This is a genomic window from Mesorhizobium sp. Cs1299R1N1, assembly GCF_037179655.1.
GTDB lineage: Bacteria > Pseudomonadota > Alphaproteobacteria > Rhizobiales > Rhizobiaceae > Mesorhizobium > Mesorhizobium salmacidum.
Genome location: NZ_JAPYKR010000002.1, coordinates 564792 through 584579, shown reverse-complemented (window position 1 = coordinate 584579; position 19788 = coordinate 564792). Strand labels below are relative to the sequence as shown.

Here is a 19788-nt window from a genome sequence, read left to right as displayed (position 1 = left end):
CAGCAAATAGATGGCCTGAGGCTCTGTAATGCCGTCCCCGGCAGGCCGCGCCGACAGCGCGCATCTGCCGATCAAAAAAGCTCCCCGCATCAACAGCGCCCAACAACGCTTCCCGTGCCAAGCCCTCTCGATAGGACACGAAATGCGAACGCTACTCGTTGATCATCATGCAAAGCTTACCCAAGTGATGCAAGGAGCGCTCTTGGACTGCGGTTTCACCGTTGACGTGATGCCTACTCTCGATGAGGCGTCGCTTGCATTTGGTTGTGCACGCTACGAAATTCTCCTCCTCGAGTTGGCCCTGCCGGATGGAGATGGGTTAGATTGGTTGAGGCAGTTGAGGCGCGAGGGGCATTCGGTTCCTGCTATTATGATGAGCAGCCTGGATGATCTCGATACGCGAATCGCGATTTTCAACGGGGGCGCGGATGACTTCTTGCGTAAGCCTGTCTCGACTGATGAGCTCATTGCGCGGATAAGAGCCGTTCTGCGGCGATCAACACAGGTGACCGACCCCATCGTCACGTTTGGCAATCTCACATTCGATCCAATCGGCCGCCAGGTTTCCGTTGGCGGTCAGCCGCTGAAGATCCCGCGCCGCGAACTATGCATTCTTGAGCATCTGCTCAATCGCGCGGGTCGCACGTTGCCGCGCGAGCTCCTGGTGGACAGCCTCTATGCCTTCGACGAGGAAGTCTCGAGCAATGCGCTTGAAGTGGGGATCTATCGCTTACGCGCGCTTTTGGGCCAGTCCGGTGCGACGCTTTCGATCAAGACGGTGCGGGGCATCGGTTATGTTCTCGAACTAAATGACAGGCCGCCAGAAGCGTAACCAGCGATCGTGAACCAATGTTCCCGGTTTGCGGTGGTTATAACACTATATGTACACGGAAATCACGCAGCAGGCTACCAAGGCCTTCTTCTGGCTCACTGGAAAGATGTTTTCGCCGATCTTCGTTCACAATAGTTTCGATCGCTAGTAAATTCACATTTGCTTCCAATAATTATCTGCCACTGTCCCGGATTCCCTTGAACGATGTAGAGATTTCCTCGCCGAGCAAAGACTTAACCGCGTTGCATGATGCATCTCAACACGATGTACTTTGGGCAGCTGTAACTGGCGCGATTGGCGTCAGCCTCTTTAGCCGCGCCGGTGATGAAGCACTTTCAACGCGCATGGCTGTGCGACTTCAAGGCCCGCAGGGTTCGGCTTCAAGACCATTTTCCAAATTGATCAAGGAGACACACAAATGGAGAAATCCCCTCTGCTCGCATCGGCCGCGATTGGCTTTCTGGGCTTGTTTGTGCCCTTGAAATCATTTGCGTCCGAAACCGAGGACCGCCCGGCTCCGCCTCCGGCTGCTGTCATGACGTCGCCCTTGATCTCGACCGGAACCCCACCGATCGGGCCCCGCGAATTGCCCGAAGTCTGCCTGATGGCGGGCGTGACCTGTGCTCAAAGCGGACGTGTTTTCTGCCTGGTCACCTGCCAGACCGCAGGACCGCCAGCCGACTTGGCCGTGTGCTGGTGGATCTGTGATCACTGAGCAATGCCGCGGCCAAAACGACGCTCGAGCTCGCCGGGACGGCGGACGTCGTTCACAGCTCTCGGTCTTCAAGGCTGGTCTCGCCCAGCGCCGCTTCTTAGCGACCCAGCCATATGAGGTCGCAACAGGCCGGCCGGTCGGTATGATCCTGCGCTCGGTAAACCCACCAAAGGGAACTAGGATCGCAGCTAGCCGCGCCGGCTGTCCCGTGCTGGGTGGCCGAGAATCCGGGTTCTAATCCGAGTGATCGCAAGTCGACGCGGTCGAGGGCCGCCTCAGTTTACCTGGCAACAAGTTGCTGCAGCGCCTCATGGATGACGTCGCACATGATATCCGCACCTGCCCAGCGCTTGAGCACAAGCAGGCTGCGCGCACGCCGAGACCCGAGCGAAATCTGTGCGGAATCTGAAAGGCCGAGCCCGCCAAGTCCGGCTCGGCCCGGAGCACCAGACGACTCGACAGGTCCTTCCGCGCGCTTGGGCCAAAAGCGGCCGGATGTCTGGAAGCGGCAGCCGTTAGCAATCCGTCCTCCTCACATCGATGTTGCATATCGGCTCGCAAAGGACCGTCATGCTTTTGGATCGGCTCAAAATTGATTGTACTAACAGGATGAGCGATTGGCATAGGCGTCGAACACAGCAGCAACAGCCCGAACTACAAAGCGGTGCTTGTGCCTAACGCGGATGCAACCGTTTTCGATATCCACTATCCCATCGTCGGCGAGCATCGCCAAGCTTTTAGCCGACTCGAGAAGAGGGTTCGAGTCAAATCCGTGGGCTGCACAGATTGCTGGCACGTCGGCCTCCAAATCGCACATCAGCCGCTCGATGATTGCAGATCTGAGGCGATCTTCGCCAGTGAGATGGTAGCCCTTGGACGTCGCCAAGCGGCCGGCTCTGATGTGACGGCTGTAGGAACTGATAGCAACTTCGTTTTGGACGTAACCATCGCCGAGACGCCCTATGGCCGACGCACCACAGCCGATCACAGTTTTACAGGTGTCGGCCGAGTAACCTAGGGAGTTACGCCGTAGGCGACCGGCTTTGTGCGCCAGCGCGAGCTCGTCATGAGGCAGAGCGAAATGGTCAAGCCCGATCTGGCGGTAGCCGGCGGCAATCAGGGTCTCGGCCACGGCTTCGGCCTGTTCCGCGCGCGCAGTGATGTCCGGCAGCGCTGCCTCATCGATCAGGCGCTGGTTTTTCCTAGAGGTCGGAACATGCGCGTAGCCGAACACTGCAAGTCGGTCGGGATGCATGGCTACCGCTGCCGCCGCGGTCTGAACGCATGACTGCACTGTCTGATTGGGGAGACCGTAAACAAGATCGAAATTGACACGGCTCACTCCATTATGGCGCAAGGTCTCCGTGGCGGCTGACGTCTCTGCTTCACTCTGGACCCGATTGATCGCTTTTTGAACAACGGGGTCAAAGCTTTGAATACCCAGACTCGCGCGGGTCACGCCGGCTGCCCCTAGCGCCTCGGCCATCTCGGTCGTGAATGTGCGCGGGTCGATCTCGACCGCGATCGTCGCCGTTTTCCTGAACGCGAAACGGTGGCGCAGGAGTTTCATTAGGGCCAGGAGCTCCGCAGGTCCTATGAGGGTCGGCGTTCCGCCCCCGAAGTGCACGTCGCTCACTGGCAGCGGCTTCGGCGCTTGCTCCGCGACCAAACGGATCTCATCACGCAGAACCGCCAGATAATCGAGGATTGGCGCATCCCGCCGAGTGGCTCCGGTGGGGAAGCCGCAATACCAGCATAACGAGCGGCAGAACGGGATGTGGACATAGAGCGAGATGGGTTCCTCAGCCGGCAGGCAGGTCAGCCATTCCCTACAAGCCTCGGCGTCGACCGTGGTGGAGAACTGCGGAGCAGCCGGATAGATGGTGTACCAAGGCGGGCCAGCGTCCGCATATTTTGTCAGGATTGAGCTCCGCAATTGACGTTGTTCCTTCTTCAAATCGGCCTATTCTGCACCGCTGCGCGCTCGTGTGTCTTTGCGCTATGTCAACCGTCCGACTTAGCCGGAGGCTAACAGCGATCTCAGTGCTAGCTGCTGACTTCGCTGTCCCGGACTCAAATGATAGTGCCGACGATTGAAACGACAGGGCCGAACTGAACTAGCTCGGAGGAAGGAGCGGGTTATGCCGGCATCCGGGACGAAAACTTTGGCAATGATGATCGGGGCCTGCTGCAAGCCACCCAGGATATGCAGCGCGACATGATGGAGCTCCAGCGCGAGATAAGGGGCAGCGATGCACGAGCCGCGCTGGCCTACGAGCAGTCGAACAGCGCCCGCCGCTTGGAACGACTGGACGGCCGTCCACGCCACCAGTTTCATGAACCGATGGCTTTTCTGGCTTCAAGGGCAGTTGACCTCGATTGCGCAGCCGAGCCGATATCGGAAGCACTGTAGTAGCATTCGAAACTCATTCGCTGTCTTGGCGCAACGTGTCCGTTTTGCAGGTCCGCGCAATCCTTTCCACGCTGCATGGGGGGACCAGCTTCCTTTCCAGGCACGATGCACCCAGCATGTCGTCCAACATTGCGTGATCTGGAATCGACTGTGATTGGGAAAATGGAAACTGATGCACGTGTATCGGAGCGAGAACCAAACCAGCAGGACGGTGCTCCGGCTGCGGAAATGGCCCGTATCGTCAACGGCCTTTCATTGCCGTCGCGCCCGTCGAACAAACGGGCAATTCGGCGAACCGAGCTTCGCAAGATCGTCCCTTTAGCCGATACCACGATCTATGAAATGGAACAGCGCGGCGAGTTTCCGCGACGGTTTTACCTGACCCCGCGTTGCGTCGTTTGGGACTTGGCCGAGGTGGAAGACTGGGTTGAGGAACGTCGCCGTGCATCCAATGCAGCCTTGACAAAGAAAGCTCCACCACCGGACGTGAGGAAGCGCAAGACACGTCCAGTCAGACGGTAGCTTCCAACGGGAGCAACTGCATGGCCGGTGGATAAAGTGTTGGAACGCGCTTCCGCCCTTCCACCCACGCGTCAACCATGTCAGCCCATTCTTGGAGCATATGGCGACGCTGCTGTTCGTATTCAGCCTTGTTGTAGACGCCGCGAGAAGACCGGCCGTCTTCATGGGCGAGACATTTCTCAATCCAATCCCCGTTAAATCCCATTTCGTTGAGAAGCGTCGAGCCGGTGCGTCGAAGATCGTGCACTGTAAAGGCCTCCAATGTTAGGCCCTCTTTCTTTGTCCGCTCGACAACGGCATAGGTGACCCGATTGAATGTCGCGCGAGACATGGGCTCATCTGCCTCGTAACGTGACGGCAGGATATACCGAGAATTCCCGGCACAGGTCTTTAGCGCGATGAGAATGTCCATCGACTGTTGTGACAGATAGACATTGTGCGCCTTGGATCGCTTCATTCGTTCCTTCGGGATGGTCCAGACTGAGTTCTCGAAGTCCACCTCGGCCCAGACGGCGTTTAGCAATTCGCTCTTGCGCACCATGGTCAACAGGATCAGCCTTAATCCGAGCCGGATCGTCGGCAGGGTCGGCACATGCTCGAGTTGATTGAGCATGATCCGAATTTCGGCGGGCGTGAGAGCGCGATCCTTGGGTACAAAGGTCGCGATCGAAGCCGGCCCAACTTCATCAGCGGGATTGGCGATCTTGGTGCCATGCAAGATGGCAAACCCGTAGATCTGCTTAATGATATCGCGCACATGGATGGCGGTGGCCGGCGCCCCGCGTTCTTTCACCTTGGCGCAGAGCTCACGCAGGTCGTCAGAGGTAATTTCGGTGAGAAAGCGGTTCTTCCAGGCGGGAACAATGTCACGGTTGAGGATGGCTTTCCGCATCGAACGCGTGCTGTCGGCCATCCTGGCTTCCTTGATCCAGCGCTCAGCAACCTCATTGAAAGTTTTCGCCTCTGAATTACGGCGCTTCTCTCGCTGTTTCTCACGCGCTGGGGACAGGCCCTCGGCCGTCGCGCGCCGAGCATCGAGGCATTTCTCTCTCGCCTGTCCAAGGGAGATGCCTCCACGACCATATCGCCCAATTGTCAGGGTCTCTCGTCTTCCATTCAAACGGTAGTCATACCTGAACGTGATTAATCCTGTCGGGGAGACGGTGACGTACATACCGTCACGGTCTGCAACCTTGTACGTTTTGTCCTTTGGTTTCAGGGACTTGAGAGCGGTATCAGTGAGCATAGGACATCCTCTCGGGGGTCGGAAATGCACTCATTACCCTCGATTTTACCGTCAGACGACTTCCATGCAACTTGTTCTTATTAATCTTGCTATATCAATCAGTTAGTCAAAATATTTTACCGTCACGCTCGAAATCTGGCTGACGGTAATGGCAAAATCAACAGGTGAGCTAAAATCCTTTACCGTCAGCTTTACCGTCAAATCCAAGCGCTTGTCCGCGATAGGGACCGATAGTCAACGAGAGTAATTTCGTTATTTTTCAGTGGTTTAGGTGCACGTTTCGATAGGCGGCGATAGTCTCTGAACAACATCATTTCATTCCCACTCGATTGTGCCAGGCGGCTTCGAGGTGACGTCGTACACCACACGGTTGATGCCGCGCACTTCGTTGATGATGCGGGTGGCGGCGGCACCCAGGAAGGCCATGTCGTAGTGATAGAAATCAGCCGTCATGCCGTCGACCGAAGTGACTGCACGCAGCGCACAGACGAATTCGTAGGTGCGGCCGTCGCCCATCACGCCAACTGTCTGCACCGGTAACAACACGGCGAAGGCCTGCCAGATCGCGTCATAAAGGCCAGCCTTACGGATCTCGTCGAGATAGATGGCGTCGGCCTCGCGCAGGATCTCCAGCTTCTCGCGCGTGATGCCGCCAGGGCAGCGGATGGCAAGACCGGGGCCTGGGAACGGATGGCGTCCGATGAAGCTTTCGGGCAGACCGAGCTCCTTGCCTAGCGCCCTCACCTCGTCCTTGAACAGTTCGCGCAACGGCTCGACCAATTGCATGTTCATGCGCTCGGGCAGGCCGCCGACATTGTGGTGCGACTTGATCGTCACCGACGGGCCGCCGGTGAAGGAGACGCTTTCGATGACGTCGGGATAGAGCGTGCCTTGTGCCAGGAAATCGGCGCCGCCGAGCTTCTTTGCCTCGTCCTCGAACACCTCGATGAACAGCCGGCCGATAGTCTTGCGCTTCTTTTCCGGATCCGACTCGCCCTCCAGCGCCGAGATGAATTTGTCGGAGGCATCGACCAGGATCAGCGGCAGATTGTAATGCTGGCGGAACATCGCCACCACACCGGCGGCCTCGTCCTTGCGCATCAGGCCGTGGTCGACGAGAATGCAGGTCAGCTGGTCGCCGACCGCCTCGTGGATCAGAAGGGCGGCGACCGAGGAATCCACGCCGCCCGACAGCGCGCAGATGACCTTGCCCTTGCCGACCTGCTTGCGGATCGCCTCGACCGCGTGTTCGCGATAGGCGCGCATCGTCCAGTCGCCTTCGATGCCGGCGATGTTGTGAACGAAATTCCTGAGCAGCCGGGCGCCGTCGGGTGTGTGCACCACCTCCGGGTGGAACATGATGCCGTACATCCTGCGCTCGACATTGCCGAAGATAGCGAAAGGCGAGCTTTCCGATTTGCCGAACACCTCGAAGCCCGGCGGCAAGGCGATGACGCGATCGCCATGGCTCATCCACACCTGATGGCGCTGGCCGGTCGCCCAAAGCCCCTCGAACAGCGGACTGTCCTTCTCGATCTCGACAAAGGCGCGGCCGAATTCGCGATGGTTGGAGCTTTCGGCGACGCCGCCCATCTGCACGCACATGGCCATCTGGCCGTAGCAGATGCCCAGCACCGGCACACCGGCGTCGAAGACGATCTGTGGCGCGCGCGGGCTGCCGATGTCCGATGTCGAGGCGGGGCCGCCGGACAGGATCACCGCTTTCGGATTGATGCGCTTGAACGCGGCTTCGGCCGACTGGAACGGCACGATCTCGGAAAACACGCCGGCCTCGCGGATGCGGCGGGCGATGAGTTGGGTAAACTGGCTGCCGAAATCGACAATCAGGACGGTGTCGGTGTGATTGGCTGTCGTCATGGCGAGCCTTTAGAGAAAGAAACGAGTCGGCGCAATGGGTTGCGCGATCACGCCGCTCACTTCAGCCCCGGTGCTCCTCCCGATGCGTCGCCCCGCCCCGCGTCAAGTGTGCGCAAGGCGTCCATAAGCGCCGCGAACCGCTGCTCGCCGATGCGATCGATATAGCCGCGCTCGATCTGAAGCTTGATGCGGTCGCCGTCGCGCAAGGCATCCAGACCCTTGCGGGTATAGCGCACAAGCTTGCCGCGCCCGTCCCGTGGATCGGGCAACCGCTCCAGCACGCCTTCCGCTTCCAGACCGTCGAGCAATTGCTGAACCGCTTGCTTGGAGGTGGCCGCGCGCTCGATCAATGCCGACTGGTGCGTGCCGTTGCGGGGGATGTGCCCGAGCAGCCCGGCGCGCGCCTCGCTGAACCAGGCGTGGCCGGCGGCCCGCATGGCGGCGGCAAATTCCACCTGCCAGGCACGGCTCGCCTGCCACAGCCGCCAGCCGACATGGTCCGGCAACGCTTCGGTTTTTTCGTCAAGTTGCTTGACCATTTACTCCAGACTCCGTATAGTCAAGATACTTGACGATATTCATCCCGTCGAGGCTCTTTCGAAACGCGAACCCATGGACAGGTATAATGACATTACTGAACAGGGACACGCTGGCCATTATCATGGTCGGAACCACGCATGTCATCGACATGGGCGGCAAGCACGCCTTCGTCCACTATGAAACTGAAGATCGGGCGCACATGCTCCTACCGGACGGCACACGCTTCCACGGACGTTGGGCGCTGCTGGACGACGGCTACAAGGTCGAATGGAAAGACGGCCCCGCCGGCGCGTGGAAACTCGATCATACACCGGGGGCGATCGATTATATCGACGCAACAGGCGCCGTGCGCGGACGCGTCTCACGCATCGATTTCGGCGATCCGCAGCGCCTGGCCGCTTGATCCGAAGAACAGTCAGCCCTCGAGCAGGCCGCCACCGATCGCCCGTTCGAGCGACTCGATCGCCACGGCCAGTTTCTCGTCGATGACGTGCAGATATTCCGTCCAGTCGTTGACATGGCGCAGATCGGCCGCGCCGTCGGAAATGCCGCGCAGGCCGATCAGCGGCACGCCGAACAATTGGCAGGCGCGCAGGCAGGCGAAGGTCTCCATGTCGACCATATCGGCGTCGATCGCGTCATAAGCGGCACCGGTGACGATCGCGCCGCCGGTCGAGAGCGTGGCGCTTCTGATGCCTGGAATAACGAGAGGCAGCGGCACCGTCACCGGCAGGTCGAGGAAAGGCGTCGCGCCCTTCTCGAAGCCGAGCGGCGAAGCGTCCATGTCGCGATAGCTCACCGAAGCGGCCTGGTAGATTTCAGCCTGTTCCAGCCTGCGGCTGCCGGCCGAGCCCAGCGAAACGACGAGGTCCGGCAATGCTTTTGTGGATTTCAACCAGGAGAGCTCGGCGCCCAGCCGTACGCCTGCTTCGACCGGGCCGACGCCCGTCATCAGCGGGGTGAACAGCCGCTGCAGATGCGGGCCATATTCGGCCTGCGCCGCCATGACGAAGAGCACATTCTTGCCGCCAATGCGCACGACATTGCTCATCGGCTCATCCCGCTATACCGTCGCGACCAACCATCGTCATCATCGTGCCGGTCATGGTGGCGATCAGCTTGGCCTCGCCGTCGGCGGCGAAGGCATAGGCCTGGCCGTCGGCAACGATGATGGTACGGCCGGGTTTGGTCACCGAACCGCGGAACAGAAAGCGTTCGCCCCGGCCCGGCGCCAGAAGGTTGACCTTGAATTCGATGGTCAGCACGCCGGAATTCTCAGGCATGAGCGAGAATGCCGCATAGCCGCAAGCCGAGTCCAGCGCCGTCGAAATGACGCCTGCATGCAGGAAGCCATGCTGCTGGGTCAGCGCCGCCGAATAGGGCATCTCGATCTCGATTATGCCGGGTGTCACCAACGTCAATTCGGCGCCAATCGTCGCCATCGCCTGCTGGCGTGCGAAGGACGCCCGGACGCGATCCTCATAGTCTGGAGCCGGTACGATCTTCGCTGCCATCGCCGTTGCCTTCGTTTGTCTGGCAAAGCTTATTGCAGAGGGATCGGCGGCAGGCAATCTCAATTGCTGCACTGCAACAATCGGTCTCGTAGGCCGTCACCGGCCGAGTGGCCGCGAACTGCCGGCGGATGCGGCAGGGCTCAGTTGGTCCGGCGCAGCGCGCAGAAATAGAACCCATCAGTGCCGCTCAGCGCCGGCGACAGGGAAATATCGCCGCCAGCGCCGATCCGCGCCGCTGCTTGGTGGCCCGGAAAACGGCCGTCCCAGAGAGCGCGGTGATCGACCGGAGCAAAGCCGCTGCTGCGCTCACGAAACGCCATGACCTGTTCGCCATTCTCCTCGTCGAACACCGAGCAGGTGATATAGACCAGCAGGCCGCCGGGTTTGACATACATCCTGGCGGCATCGAGGATCGTCGCCTGCTCGCCCTTGCGGGCGTCGAGCTGTCTGTGCGTCAGCCGCCATTTGGCATCGGGACGACGCCGCCAGGTACCGCTGCCGGTGCAGGGGGCATCGACCAGCACGATGTCCATGTGACCGACCAGTGGGGCAAGCTCGGCCGGCTTGGTGGCGACCTGCACATTGCGATTTTCCGACCGGCGGATGCGGTCGAAGATTGGCGCCAACCGCGCCTTTTCAGCATCATGGGCAAAGATCTGGCCGTGATTGTCCATCGCCGCCGACAGCGCCAGCGTCTTGCCGCCGGCGCCGGCGCAGAAGTCGAGCACCTGCATGCCGGCCGTCGCGCCGGCAAGCGCTGCCGCAATTTGCGACCCCTCGTCCTGGACTTCGAACCAGCCTTTCTGGAAGGCCGGCTCGGCCTGCACGTTCGGGTGTCGGCCATCACCGTCGATCGGCGGGATGCGGATACCGTAGGGTGCGATCCGTGCGACACTGGCACCGGTCTGCTCCAGTTCGGCCAAGACCTTGACGCGATCGGCTTGAAGCGTGTTGACCCGGATGTCGAGCGGCGGACGCCTGGCCAACGCCGCGCCCTCCTCGACCCATGTCTCGCCAAAGGCCCGCTCGAAAAGCGGTTCGCACCAATCGGGTATGTCGGCGCGAACCGCGGGCGGCGCGTCGGCAAGCCGGCGTTCCGCGATTGCCTTGAGTTCCGTGGCGCTGAGCAGCGGCGGCGCGAACTTGTCGCCTTCGAGCGCAGCATTGAGCGACTGCCCCGTCTGGTTCCATTCGAGCAATAGCGCCCCGAAGCCGATGGCGCGCGGCGTGTCTTCGCCCAGCAACCAGCCGGCAGAGCGCTTGTGGCGCAGCGCGTCGTAAACGATGTTGCCGATCGCGGCGCGATCACCACCGCCGGCGAAGCGATGTGACAGGCCCCAGTCCTTCAGCGCGTCGGCCACCGGCCGGTGACGCCGGCCAATGTCCTCCAGCACTTCGATAGCCGCAGCCACCCGTCCGCCCAGTCGCATTCGTCATTCCATCAAATCGAGCACATTATCTCGGTCTGCTCTTAGAGCCTTTCACGTCCGGATTGAACCCCGCTCGGTCTCGCCGCGAGAGCAAGCTGGCCGTGATCGCGAAACCTGCCCGACCAGTAAATCTCCGCAGCCGCTAGCAGCAGACAGACCAGTAGATGCAAGACTTCTAATGTTGTTAACTGGCGGCCGCAAGGACGACTTGCGGCGCAACCGCTCTGCTTTCCAAGTTTTCCGGTTGGGAATACTCTTGCCGCCATGATTCGCGGCGCGGAAACCGTGGACCGGCGGATCGTCACGAGGAGAGGGCAATGAAGACTTATCTGGCGGAAGTTCTAGGCACATTTCTGTTGGTGTTCATCGGTACGGCGTCCGTGGTGACGGGCGGCTTCGGCGGCGCGCTGCCGCTTGGCCAGGAAGGCATCGGCCTGGCATTCGGCATCGGCCTCATCGCGGCGGCCTATGCGATCGGCCCGATTTCGGGCGCGCATCTCAATCCGGCGGTGACACTCGGCGTCTTCCTTGCCGGCCGGCTGCCGGCCAAGGACGTCATCCCCTATTGGATCGCGCAGATCATCGGCGCCATCATCGCCTCGCTGGCGTTGTGGATCATCGTTTCCGGCCAGACCGGCGGCCACACAGGCGGCTTCGGCGCGAATGGCTGGGACGAGACGAAATGGGGCATGAGCTCGGCGTTCCTGTGGGAGCTGATCGGCACCTTCACCTTCGTCACGGTAATCCTCGGCGTTACCGCTGAAAAGCACTCGACGGCTTTTGCCGGTCTGGTCATCGGCTTGACGCTGGCCGGCATTCACTTCGCCATGATCCCGGTCACCGGCACCTCGGTCAATCCGGCGCGCTCCATCGGTCCGGCGCTGTTTACCGGCGGTGCCGCACTCAGCCAGCTCTGGCTGTTCATCGTCGCGCCGTTGATCGGCGGCGCCATTGCCGGGGTCGTCGCCAAGGCGCGTATTTTCGAGAAGGATTGATTGCCGGAGCTGGAATGCAAAAAGGCGCGAGCTACGGCCCGCGCCTTTTTTTGTACGACTTTGAATTCGGATCAGGCAGCGATATCAAACCGGTCGGCGTTCATCACCTTGGTCCATGCCGCAACGAAATCCCGGGCGAATTTCTGCCCGGCGTCCGCCGATCCGTAGACTTCGGCCAAGGCACGCAGCTGCGCATGCGAGCCGAAGATCAGATCGGCGCGGGTGCCGGTCCACTTGACGCCCTTGGTCCTGCGGTCGCGCGCCTCGTAGACCTCTTCCGAACCCGGCTCGGAGCCGGCAGCCGGATCCCAGATCGTGCTCATGCTGAGCAGGTTGACGAAGAAGTCGTTGGTCAGCTTACCCGGCCTGTCGGTGAACACGCCATGCTTTGACTGGCCGGTGTTGGCGCCGAGCACCCGCAGGCCGCCAACAAGCACCGTCAGCTCCGGCGCCGTCAGGCCCAGCAACTGCGCCCGGTCGACCAGCATGGCTTCGACCGACATGGGCTGCTTGCCTCTGACGTAGTTGCGGAAGCCGTCGACTTTCGGCTCGAGAGCGGCAAAAGAGTGGACGTCCGTCTGCTCCTGCGAGGCATCCATGCGGCCGGGCGTGAACGGCACCTTTACGTCATTGCCGCCATCCTTCGCAGCCCTCTCGACCGCCGCGACACCACCGAGAACAATCAGGTCGGCAAGCGAAACCTTCTTGCCGCCAGCGTTGAACTCCTTCTGAATGCCTTCGAGCTTGGCAAGCACCCTCGCTAGCTCGGCCGGCTGGTTGACGTCCCAGTCCTTCTGCGGTGCCAGCCGGATGCGGGCACCGTTGGCGCCGCCGCGCTTGTCGGAGTTGCGGAAGGTCGAAGCCGAGGCCCAGGCCGTCGAGACCAGTTCGGAAACCGACAGGCCGGAGGCCAGGATCTTGGCCTTCAGCGATGCGATGTCCTGATCGCTGACCAGTTCATGGTCGACCGCCGGGATCGGATCCTGCCAGATCAGCTCTTCCTTCGGCACCAACGGGCCGAGATAGCGGACGACCGGACCCATGTCGCGGTGGGTCAGCTTGAACCAGGCGCGGGCGAAGGCATCGGCGAACTGATCCGGATGTTCGTGGAAACGCCGTGAGATCTTCTCGTAGGCCGGGTCGGCCCGCAGCGCGAGGTCGGTGGTCAGCATGGCCGGCGCGCGACGCTTCGAGGGGTCGTGCGCATCGGGCACCGTGCCGGCACCGGCGCCACCCTTCGGCGTCCACTGATGGGCGCCTGCCGGGCTCTTCGTCAGTTCCCATTCGTAGTTGAACAGGTTGTCGAAGAAGTCGTTGCTCCACTTGGTAGGCGTCGTTGTCCAGGTGACTTCGAGGCCGGAGGTGATGGCGTCGCCAGCAATGCCCGACGCATACTTGCTCGACCAGCCGAGGCCCTGCGCCTCTATGCCGGCGCCTTCCGGCTCGGCCCCTACCAGCGAGGCATCACCGGCGCCATGGGTCTTGCCAAAGGTGTGGCCGCCGGCGATCAGCGCCACGGTTTCCTCGTCGTTCATCGCCATGCGAGCGAAGGTTTCGCGGATGTCGCGCGCGGCGGCGATCGGGTCCGGCTTGCCGTTCGGGCCTTCCGGGTTGACGTAGATCAGGCCCATCTGCACGGCCCCGAGATGGCCATGCAGCTCGCGATCGCCCGAATAGCGCTCGTCGCCAAGCCACTTGGTCTCGGAGCCCCAGTCGACGTCCTGCTCCGGCTCCCAAACGTCTGCGCGGCCGCCGGCGAAGCCGAAGGTCTTGAAGCCCATCGATTCCAGCGCGACGTTGCCGGTGAGGATCAACAGGTCGGCCCAGGAAATCTTGCGGCCGTATTTCTGCTTGACCGGCCACAGCAGCCGGCGCGCCTTGTCAAGATTGGCGTTATCAGGCCAGCTGTTCAGCGGCGCGAAACGCTGCTGGCCCGCTCCGGCCCCGCCGCGACCGTCGCCGATGCGATAGGTGCCGGCGCTGTGCCAGGCCATGCGGATGAAGAGCGGCCCATAATGGCCGAAGTCGGCCGGCCACCAGTCCTGCGAATCCGTCATGACCTTATGCAGGTCCTTGACCACCGCATCGAGGTCGAGACTCGCGAATTCCTTGGCATAATCGAAGTCCTCGCCCATCGGGTCCGACAGGTTCGACTGCTGGTGGAGAACGCCGAGGTCAAGCTGGTTCGGCCACCAGTCACGGTTGGTCCGGCTGGCGGATCCATGCGCAACAGGGCATTTGCCCGCGCTGTTGTCGTCGGTTTTCGCGTCCATCTCTCACTCCAATTTTGCCGAGGTTTGATTTTGCCGAGGTTGATTTTTGCCGAGATTTTGGGGGCGGCCAGCGGCCCGCGCCAATCTGGAACCACCCCAGACTAGGCCACACTGACGATAAAAACAAATTGCCTTTCCTGTTTATTTCGATAGGATTTTCTTATGGTAGGCTTGACTGCATGATCGGATTGACAGTTCGCCAGATGCATTATTTCGACGCGCTGGCGCAGACGCTGCATTTCGGGCGTGCGGCGAAACTTGCAGGTGTCAGCCAGCCGGCGCTGTCCTCCCAGATCGCAGAAATGGAGCAACGGCTGAACTGCCGGCTGTTCGAACGCGGCGGCAAGTCGGTGCGCATGACGGACGAAGCGGCCGCCCTGTTGCCACGCATCGAGCGCATCCTGGCTGACATACGTGACGTGGAAACGACGGCCCGGCGCGGCCGCACCGCCATGGAGGGACGCTTCCGGTTGGGCATCATCCCGACCGTCGCGCCCTATCTTCTGCCGCGCGCCTTGCCCGAACTGAAGAAGCATTTCCCGGCCCTGCTGCTCGAACTGCGCGAGGCGGTCACCACCTCCCTGGTCGAGGACACCGCATCGCGAAAACTCGATGCCTTCATCGCCGCGCTTCCGCTCGACCATCCCGGGCTGATCACCGAAGCGCTGTTTCCCGACCGGTTCTTCCTGGCCGTGCCATCAGGCGATCCGGCCTTTGCCTCGCCGCCGGTTCCGCCCGAGAGCCCGGCGCTGGAAAGACTGATGCTGCTGGAAGAAGGCCATTGCCTGCGCGAACAGGCGCTGGCCGTCTGCGGCAATGTGCGGCCGGTGGCAATGGCAAGCTATGGCGCGACCAGCCTGACCACGCTTTTGCAGATGGTGGCGCACGGGCTCGGCGTCACTCTCATCCCCGAAATGGCGGCGGGCCCTGCCGGCACTATCCCCGATCTTAAGATCGTGCCGTTCCAGGAGCCGATGCCGCAGCGCATGATCTGCCTAGCCTGGCGGCGCAACAATGCGCGGCACGGCGAATGCGTCGAACTGGCGAAAATTATCCGGGGTTTGGGCACGGTAATGCTGGTGGCGTGAGAAGCGAACAATTCCGCGCCGGACCTCGCGCGTGCGAGAGCCGGGTTCGGCGCAGGGCCGTCGGAGATGGGGAACCGATGACGTCAACCTGTCAGGGCATCGCGATGCCGGCATGGTGGCTTCCCAACTGCCAGAAGGGTAACCGAAACCGATCACGCTCCGCTTCGACGATATGGAAGCCCGTCGCCCGGATCAGCTGCAATGGGTCGCGGTTGAGATGGCAGCCGCCGGCGAGCCGGCCCCACAGCCGGTTCAGACGCTCCTGCCACCGGCGGCAACGCGGCCCTTCGGCCTGGCCGTGCTCGATGAAGATCAGCCGGCCCGTGGGCTTCAGGATGCGCCGGATCTCGGTCAGCGCCACCTCAGGGTCCGGGATGGTGCAGAAGGCATAGGTGACGACGACCGTGTCGGCGAAGCTGTCGGTCAAGGGCAGTCTTTCACCGCTGGCCCGGATACAGTCGACATCGAATGGCAAGGAACGGGTCTTCGGTTCGGCCAGACCCAGCATCGTGCCGTCGGGATCGACGCCGACCAATCGTTTCACCCTGCCGGCGTCGTAATAGGGAAGGTTCAGGCCGGACCCGAAACCGACCTCGACCACAACGCCCCCTGCCCGCGGGATCAAGCGCCTTCGCATATGCGCGAAGGCGCTGGCCGAACAGCCGGCGTGGACGAGGTAGGGAGCAATGCAGCGCGCGTACCAGGAGAGACAGGATTGGCACATGCTTCAGCCTCCTGGCCGTGTGCTGGCGGAACTGGAAGGGATGCCTCCGCCGGCAACGGGCCCTGACGTGCAATGGTAGGTGGGAGTATTGACCAGTGACATTTCTCGCTCCAAGGGAGTCTCATGATCGGGCCCGATCGGCCCGACGTCGTGGGGATGGATAGAAGCCCGGCGTCCCCTCAACGTCCCTGGATGGCGGTGGTCGGATCGATGGAGCAATTGGAATTCCGATTTCTGGGTTTTCCGGAGTTCCGCTTGAACGGCCGGCGGGTGGAACTCGCCCTGCGCAAGGCGGCAGCCCTCCTCATCTATATCGCCGAGGCCAGCGGGCCGGTGGCGCGCGAGGTCGCCGCCACGCTTTTGTGGCCCGAGACCGACGATCAGGCCGCACGCGCCCGCCTTCGGCGGACACTGTATAAAATCCGCATCGCGTTCGGCAGTGAGATCATCGCCGCCACAGGCGGCTCCCTCAGCCTGCACCCAGCATTGTCCGCCGGGATCGACACCAGGGTTTTCGAGCATGCCTGCAATTCCGGCTCTCTCGACGCCGCGGCCGATATCTACAAAGTCGACTATCTCGCCGGCTTCTCGCTGCCGGACTGTCCGGAATTCGAAGAATGGGTCTTCTTCCGGCGGGAGACCTTGCGCGGCCGCTTGGTGCAGGCGCTGGAGCGCCTCGTCGAAGCCAAGATCGCCGGCGGCGAGCCGCGCGGCGCGATCGTTCATGCGACGCGGTTGGCGGCACTCGACCCCCTGAGCGAAAGCGCGCACCGCCACTTGATCCGTGCCCACCTGGCGGCAGGCGACAGGGCGGCGGCGGAGCGTCAGATCGAGACGTGCATCCGGCTGTTGCGGGACGAACTCGGCGTAGCGCCGGACCCTGCCACGCTGGCCATGCTGCGCGAGCCAACTCAGGACACCACCTTGGATGTGCCCAGAACGCGCTATGTCGCGGTCGACGGCATCCACATCGCGTACCAGATCGTCGGTAGCGGCCCGACGGACATCGTGCTCGTTCCCGGCTTTATTTCGCATGTCGAGCGTATCTGGGAAGACCCGGGCTGCCGCGCCTGGCTGACCGCGATTTCGCGCCTGGGTCGCTTGATCCTCTTCGACCGGCGCGGCATGGGGCTTTCCGACCGCGTCGGTGCCCGTCCCACAGTTGAGGCGACGGCGCAGGATATTCTGGCGGTCATGAATGCGGCCGGCAGCCGCCGGGCCTTGCTGGTCGGCGCGTCGGAGGGTGGGCCCGGCTCTATCCGTTTTGCGGTCGAGCATCCCGATCGGCTGACAGGCCTTGTCCTGTGGGGCTCGCTTGCGAAAGGCAGCCGCGCGCCTGACTATCCCTACGCCTTGACCGTCGCGCAGTATGATCTTTGGACGCGACGCCTGCTCGCGGGCTGGGGTGGCCCGGCGGAAATCGAAACCTTCGCCCCAAGCCTCGCTGGCGACCGCCAGGCGAGGACTTGGTGGGCCGGATTGCTCAGGGCAGCCTCCAGCCCGGGCGCGGTCGCGGGCCTGCTCGAGGCATTACGGGACGCCGATGTCCGTCACCTCCTGGCAAAAGTCTCCGCCCCGACGATGGTCCTCCACCGTTCCGGCGACCGCGCCGTGCGCATCGAGGCCGGGCGGTTTCTCGCGGCCAGGATTCCCGGCGCGCGTTTCATCGAGGTCGACGGCGACGACCACTGGTTCTGGGTCGGCGACCAACAGATGCTGCTCAACAGCATCAGCGCGCTTGTGCGACGCGGCTGATCCGGCCTCACGCCGTCTTTTGCGTCACCAGTCCGAGCTCTTCCACCATCGCCTGACGCATCAGGAATTTCTGCGGTTTGCCGGTCACCGTCATCGGCAATTCGGTGCGGAAGCGGATGTGGCGCGGCACCTTGTAGTGGGCGATCTGGCCGGCGCAGAAGGCCTTGATCTCCTGTTCGGTGGCGACCTGGCCGGGTTTGAGCACGATCCAGGCGCACAACTCCTCGCCATATTTGGCGTCGGGAATGCCGAAGACCTGGACTTCCCGCACCTTGGGATGGCGGTAGAGGAATTCCTCGACCTCTCTGGGATAGACGTTCTCGCCGCCACGGATGACCATGTCCTTGACGCGGCCGACAATGTTGCAATAGCCCTCGGCATCGATGGTGGCGAGGTCGCCGGTGTGCATCCAGCCATCGCTATCGATCGCCTCGCGGGTCTTTTCGTCGTCGTCCCAATAGCCCTTCATCACTGAATAACCACGCGTGCAAAGCTCGCCCGGCGCGCCGACGGCAACGGTGGCGCCATCGGCGTCGATCGCCTTGACCTCGACATGCGGATGGATGCGCCCGACCGTCGAGACGCGCTTTTCCAGGGGATCGTCAACGCTGCTCTGGAACGAGACCGGACTGGTCTCGGTCATGCCGTAGGCGATGGTCACTTGCGCCATATGCATCAGCGACACCACCTTCTTCATCACCTCGATCGGGCATGGCGAACCGGCCATGATGCCGGTGCGCAGGCTGGACAGATCGACGGATGAAAAGTCCGGATGGTCGAGCATGCCGACGAACATGGTCGGCACGCCATAGAGGCCGGTGCAGCGCTCCTGCGACACGGCTTTCAACGTCAGTCCGGGATCGAAGCCTTCGCACGGGAAAACCATGGTCGCACCCTTCGACACGCAACCCATGGTTCCCATCGACATGCCGAAGCAATGATAGAGCGGCACAGGGATGCAGAGCCGGTCTTCGACGGTGAGCTTGATGGCCGAGGTGACGAAATTGCCGTTGTTGACGATGTTCAGATGGGTGAGCGTCGCGCCCTTGGGTGCCCCTGTCGTGCCCGAGGTGAACTGGATGTTGATCGCATCGCCCGGCTTCAATCCCTCGGAAATGCGGTCAAGGCTGTCATGCTCGTCGCGCCCAGCCATGGCCAGCACATCGCCGAAATTGAACATGCCTGGCGAGTTCTCCTCGCCCATGCGGATGACGATCCTGAGCGCCGGCAACTTGCTGGCATTCAGCTTGCCCGGTGTTGCCGTGGCGATCTCCGGCGCCAGGGTCTCGATCATGCCGAGATAGTCCGACGTCTTGAAGCTGGCCGCCGTCACCAGGGCCTTGCAGCCGACCTTGTTCAGGGCATATTCCAGTTCGGTCAGCCGGTAGGCGGGATTGATGTTGACCAGGATCAGGCCGATGCGGGCGGTGGCGAACTGCGTCACCAGCCATTCCCACCGATTGGGCGACCAGATGCCGACCCGGTCGCCCTTCTGGAGACCGAGTGCCAGGAAGCCGGCGGCCAGCGCATCCACCGTGTCCGACAGTTCGCTCCAGGTGAAGCGCTTGTCCTGGCCGACAAAGACGGCGGCATCGAGCGTGCCGTATTTGCTGACGGTGTCGGAGAAAAGTGCTGGAATGGTCTTGTCGAGCAGCGGCACGCCGCGATCGCCCGAGACATGCGCCCTGCCATCCACGGGCGCGATAAAGACGCCGCCAGCACGCGCGCCACGGCCGCGCAGATTGGTGGCGTTCTTCAGCTCGTCGAGATTGACCGGCATCGCTGTCTCCTCCAAGACTGGCCGAACCTATCAGCCTGCCGGGATACTGGAAATCCCGTCGATGGTACTGGAGCCCCTTCCCT

The 19788-nt window shown here is 62.0% G+C and carries 18 protein-coding genes; 8 read left to right on the top strand and 10 right to left on the bottom strand.

The genetic code is table 11. The features are described from left to right. Nucleotides 1-142 precede the first annotated feature (142 nt). Nucleotides 143-832 (top strand): response regulator transcription factor, encoded by a 690-nt coding sequence (locus tag O7A70_RS06130; protein ID WP_337129109.1) that lies wholly within the window; start codon nt 143-145, stop codon nt 830-832. 418 nt (nt 833-1250) lie between these two features. Then, nucleotides 1251-1547, top strand: coding sequence for a hypothetical protein (locus O7A70_RS06125; RefSeq protein WP_337139589.1), 297 nt, complete (start codon nt 1251-1253; stop codon nt 1545-1547). 601 nt (nt 1548-2148) lie between these two features. On the opposite strand, the gene hemN is transcribed toward O7A70_RS06125, so the two are convergent. After that, nucleotides 2149-3483, bottom strand: coding sequence for an oxygen-independent coproporphyrinogen III oxidase (hemN, locus tag O7A70_RS06120; protein WP_337139691.1), 1335 nt, complete (start codon nt 3481-3483; stop codon nt 2149-2151). A 282-nt stretch (nt 3484-3765) separates the two neighbouring features. Between hemN and O7A70_RS06115 the strand changes: the two genes are divergently transcribed. After that, nucleotides 3766-3960 carry a hypothetical protein gene (locus O7A70_RS06115; RefSeq protein WP_337139588.1) on the top strand — a complete coding sequence of 65 codons (195 nt, stop codon included), beginning with the start codon at nt 3766-3768 and terminating at the stop codon, nt 3958-3960. Nucleotides 3961-4089: 129 nt separating this feature from the next. Next, nucleotides 4090-4482, top strand: coding sequence for a helix-turn-helix transcriptional regulator (locus O7A70_RS06110; protein ID WP_442920929.1), 393 nt, complete (start codon nt 4090-4092; stop codon nt 4480-4482). Here the strand turns inward: O7A70_RS06110 and O7A70_RS06105 are convergent. The 3 genes from O7A70_RS06105 to O7A70_RS06095 all read right to left on the bottom strand — a co-directional run bounded on the left by O7A70_RS06105 (nt 4472) and on the right by O7A70_RS06095 (nt 8145). Then, on the bottom strand, nt 4472-5728 hold the full coding sequence (locus tag O7A70_RS06105) for a tyrosine-type recombinase/integrase (RefSeq protein WP_337139587.1): 1257 nt from the start codon (nt 5726-5728) through the stop codon (nt 4472-4474). The genes O7A70_RS06110 and O7A70_RS06105 overlap by 11 nt on opposite strands. A 315-nt stretch (nt 5729-6043) precedes the next feature. After that, nucleotides 6044-7606 (bottom strand): glutamine-hydrolyzing GMP synthase, encoded by a 1563-nt coding sequence (gene guaA / locus O7A70_RS06100; protein WP_337107363.1) that lies wholly within the window; start codon nt 7604-7606, stop codon nt 6044-6046. A 56-nt stretch (nt 7607-7662) separates the two neighbouring features. After that, a complete protein-coding gene (locus O7A70_RS06095; RefSeq protein WP_337139586.1) occupies nt 7663-8145 on the bottom strand; it encodes a MarR family winged helix-turn-helix transcriptional regulator in 483 nt (160 codons plus the stop codon). An 86-nt stretch (nt 8146-8231) separates the two neighbouring features. Here O7A70_RS06095 and O7A70_RS06090 point away from each other — a divergent pair, with 86 nt between their 5' ends. Continuing rightward, nucleotides 8232-8549: a hypothetical protein gene (locus O7A70_RS06090; RefSeq protein ID WP_337139585.1), complete on the top strand. Its 318-nt coding sequence runs from the start codon at nt 8232-8234 to the stop codon at nt 8547-8549. A gap of 12 nt (nt 8550-8561) precedes the next feature. Here O7A70_RS06090 and O7A70_RS06085 read toward each other — a convergent pair whose 3' ends face one another. The 3 genes from O7A70_RS06085 to O7A70_RS06075 form a co-directional block, all read right to left on the bottom strand. Continuing rightward, nucleotides 8562-9197, bottom strand: coding sequence for a 5'-methylthioadenosine/S-adenosylhomocysteine nucleosidase (locus tag O7A70_RS06085; RefSeq protein ID WP_337139584.1), 636 nt, complete (start codon nt 9195-9197; stop codon nt 8562-8564). Between the two features lie 4 nt (nt 9198-9201). Next, nucleotides 9202-9660 (bottom strand): PaaI family thioesterase, encoded by a 459-nt coding sequence (locus O7A70_RS06080; protein ID WP_027146613.1) that lies wholly within the window; start codon nt 9658-9660, stop codon nt 9202-9204. Between the two features lie 140 nt (nt 9661-9800). Beyond that, nucleotides 9801-11090 (bottom strand): RsmB/NOP family class I SAM-dependent RNA methyltransferase, encoded by a 1290-nt coding sequence (locus O7A70_RS06075; RefSeq protein WP_337139583.1) that lies wholly within the window; start codon nt 11088-11090, stop codon nt 9801-9803. A 317-nt stretch (nt 11091-11407) separates the two neighbouring features. Between O7A70_RS06075 and O7A70_RS06070 the strand changes: the two genes are divergently transcribed. Continuing rightward, nucleotides 11408-12085 (top strand): MIP family channel protein, encoded by a 678-nt coding sequence (locus O7A70_RS06070; RefSeq protein ID WP_027146615.1) that lies wholly within the window; start codon nt 11408-11410, stop codon nt 12083-12085. Between the two features lie 71 nt (nt 12086-12156). Here O7A70_RS06070 and katG read toward each other — a convergent pair whose 3' ends face one another. After that, nucleotides 12157-14358 (bottom strand): catalase/peroxidase HPI, encoded by a 2202-nt coding sequence (gene katG / locus O7A70_RS06065; RefSeq protein ID WP_337139582.1) that lies wholly within the window; start codon nt 14356-14358, stop codon nt 12157-12159. Nucleotides 14359-14537: 179 nt separating this feature from the next. Here katG and O7A70_RS06060 point away from each other — a divergent pair, with 179 nt between their 5' ends. Continuing rightward, on the top strand, nt 14538-15446 hold the full coding sequence (locus tag O7A70_RS06060) for a hydrogen peroxide-inducible genes activator (RefSeq protein ID WP_337139581.1): 909 nt from the start codon (nt 14538-14540) through the stop codon (nt 15444-15446). 91 nt (nt 15447-15537) lie between these two features. Here the strand turns inward: O7A70_RS06060 and O7A70_RS06055 are convergent, their stop codons facing one another. Further along, nucleotides 15538-16170 carry a class I SAM-dependent methyltransferase gene (locus O7A70_RS06055; RefSeq protein WP_337139580.1) on the bottom strand — a complete coding sequence of 211 codons (633 nt, stop codon included), beginning with the start codon at nt 16168-16170 and terminating at the stop codon, nt 15538-15540. A 210-nt stretch (nt 16171-16380) separates the two neighbouring features. Here O7A70_RS06055 and O7A70_RS06050 point away from each other — a divergent pair, with 210 nt between their 5' ends. Continuing rightward, nucleotides 16381-17925, top strand: coding sequence for an alpha/beta fold hydrolase (locus tag O7A70_RS06050; RefSeq protein ID WP_337139689.1), 1545 nt, complete (start codon nt 16381-16383; stop codon nt 17923-17925). 7 nt (nt 17926-17932) lie between these two features. On the opposite strand, the gene O7A70_RS06045 is transcribed toward O7A70_RS06050, so the two are convergent. Then, nucleotides 17933-19705, bottom strand: coding sequence for an AMP-binding protein (locus O7A70_RS06045; RefSeq protein ID WP_337139579.1), 1773 nt, complete (start codon nt 19703-19705; stop codon nt 17933-17935). Nucleotides 19706-19788 lie beyond the last annotated feature (83 nt).

Excerpts from the sequence above, each read along its gene's own strand:
- O7A70_RS06130 (WP_337129109.1), top strand. The coding sequence starts at position 143 with ATGCGAACGCTACTCGTTGATCATCATGCAAAGCTTACCCAAGTGATG.
- O7A70_RS06125 (WP_337139589.1), top strand. The coding sequence starts at position 1,251 with ATGGAGAAATCCCCTCTGCTCGCATCGGCCGCGATTGGCTTTCTGGGC.
- O7A70_RS06115 (WP_337139588.1), top strand. The coding sequence starts at position 3,766 with ATGATGGAGCTCCAGCGCGAGATAAGGGGCAGCGATGCACGAGCCGCG.
- O7A70_RS06105 (WP_337139587.1), bottom strand. The coding sequence starts at position 5,728 with ATGCTCACTGATACCGCTCTCAAGTCCCTGAAACCAAAGGACAAAACG.
- guaA (WP_337107363.1), bottom strand. The coding sequence starts at position 7,606 with ATGACGACAGCCAATCACACCGACACCGTCCTGATTGTCGATTTCGGC.
- O7A70_RS06095 (WP_337139586.1), bottom strand. The coding sequence starts at position 8,145 with ATGGTCAAGCAACTTGACGAAAAAACCGAAGCGTTGCCGGACCATGTC.
- O7A70_RS06090 (WP_337139585.1), top strand. The coding sequence starts at position 8,232 with ATGACATTACTGAACAGGGACACGCTGGCCATTATCATGGTCGGAACC.
- O7A70_RS06085 (WP_337139584.1), bottom strand. The coding sequence starts at position 9,197 with ATGAGCAATGTCGTGCGCATTGGCGGCAAGAATGTGCTCTTCGTCATG.
- O7A70_RS06080 (WP_027146613.1), bottom strand. The coding sequence starts at position 9,660 with ATGGCAGCGAAGATCGTACCGGCTCCAGACTATGAGGATCGCGTCCGG.
- O7A70_RS06075 (WP_337139583.1), bottom strand. The coding sequence starts at position 11,090 with ATGCGACTGGGCGGACGGGTGGCTGCGGCTATCGAAGTGCTGGAGGAC.
- O7A70_RS06070 (WP_027146615.1), top strand. The coding sequence starts at position 11,408 with ATGAAGACTTATCTGGCGGAAGTTCTAGGCACATTTCTGTTGGTGTTC.
- katG (WP_337139582.1), bottom strand. The coding sequence starts at position 14,358 with ATGGACGCGAAAACCGACGACAACAGCGCGGGCAAATGCCCTGTTGCG.
- O7A70_RS06060 (WP_337139581.1), top strand. The coding sequence starts at position 14,538 with ATGATCGGATTGACAGTTCGCCAGATGCATTATTTCGACGCGCTGGCG.
- O7A70_RS06055 (WP_337139580.1), bottom strand. The coding sequence starts at position 16,170 with ATGTGCCAATCCTGTCTCTCCTGGTACGCGCGCTGCATTGCTCCCTAC.
- O7A70_RS06050 (WP_337139689.1), top strand. The coding sequence starts at position 16,381 with ATGGAGCAATTGGAATTCCGATTTCTGGGTTTTCCGGAGTTCCGCTTG.
- O7A70_RS06045 (WP_337139579.1), bottom strand. The coding sequence starts at position 19,705 with ATGCCGGTCAATCTCGACGAGCTGAAGAACGCCACCAATCTGCGCGGC.